Source organism: Arenibacter lacus (assembly GCF_008711145.1).
Taxonomy (GTDB): Bacteria; Bacteroidota; Bacteroidia; order Flavobacteriales; family Flavobacteriaceae; genus Arenibacter; species Arenibacter amylolyticus.
This window is the reverse complement of record NZ_VVIN01000212.1, coordinates 1-678: the sequence shown is the minus strand read 5'-3', so window position 1 is coordinate 678 and position 678 is coordinate 1. Positions and strand designations below refer to the sequence as shown.

The 678-nt window shown below is 41.9% G+C and carries 1 pseudogene; it reads right to left on the bottom strand.

Annotation, left to right across the window (positions count from 1 at the left end):
* Positions 1-678 (bottom strand): annotated as a pseudogene (locus F1E73_RS17200) (IS256 family transposase); the annotation flags it as partial.

Sequence of the window (678 nt, the reverse complement as noted above, 5' to 3'; positions counted from 1 at the left end):
TTACAGCCAAATATACAGATTTCATTACAGCCTCATCGGTAGGGAATGATAATTTATTTTTGGTGTACTTCCTGATCTTGCCATTTAAATTTTCAATTAGGTTGGTGGTATAGATTATCCTTCTTATTTCTAGGGGAAAATCATAGAAGACAGTTAGGTCTTCCCAATTGTCTCTCCAGCTTTTTACGGCATAAGAGTACTTGGAGTTCCAATTAGCGGAAAAATCTTCCAGAGCAGCCTCTACAGCTTGCTTGTTGGGAGCATCGTAGATAGATTTATTTCCTTGTTGAACTCTTTTTTATCCTTCCATACCACATACCTACAAGCATTTCGGATCTGGTGAACCACACAGATCTGAGTGCTGGATTCAGGAAAAACAGTTCTAATGGTGTCGGTAAAGCCATTGAGATTATCGGTGGCTGTGATAAGTATATCCTCAACCCCACGGGCTTTCTGTCAGTCAGTACACTCATCCAGAAAGCTGCGGATTCATTCTTCCCAAGCCACAGCCCCAATACTTCTTTCTTTATGCCGCGTCTAAGTCCTACGGTGATATAGATTGTCTTGTTGACCACCTTAGAGTTCTCTCGAACGTTGAAGACGATGCCATCCATCCAGACAGTTAGATAAACGGGCTCCAATGGTCTATTCTGCCATGCCACAATATCATTGGTGATG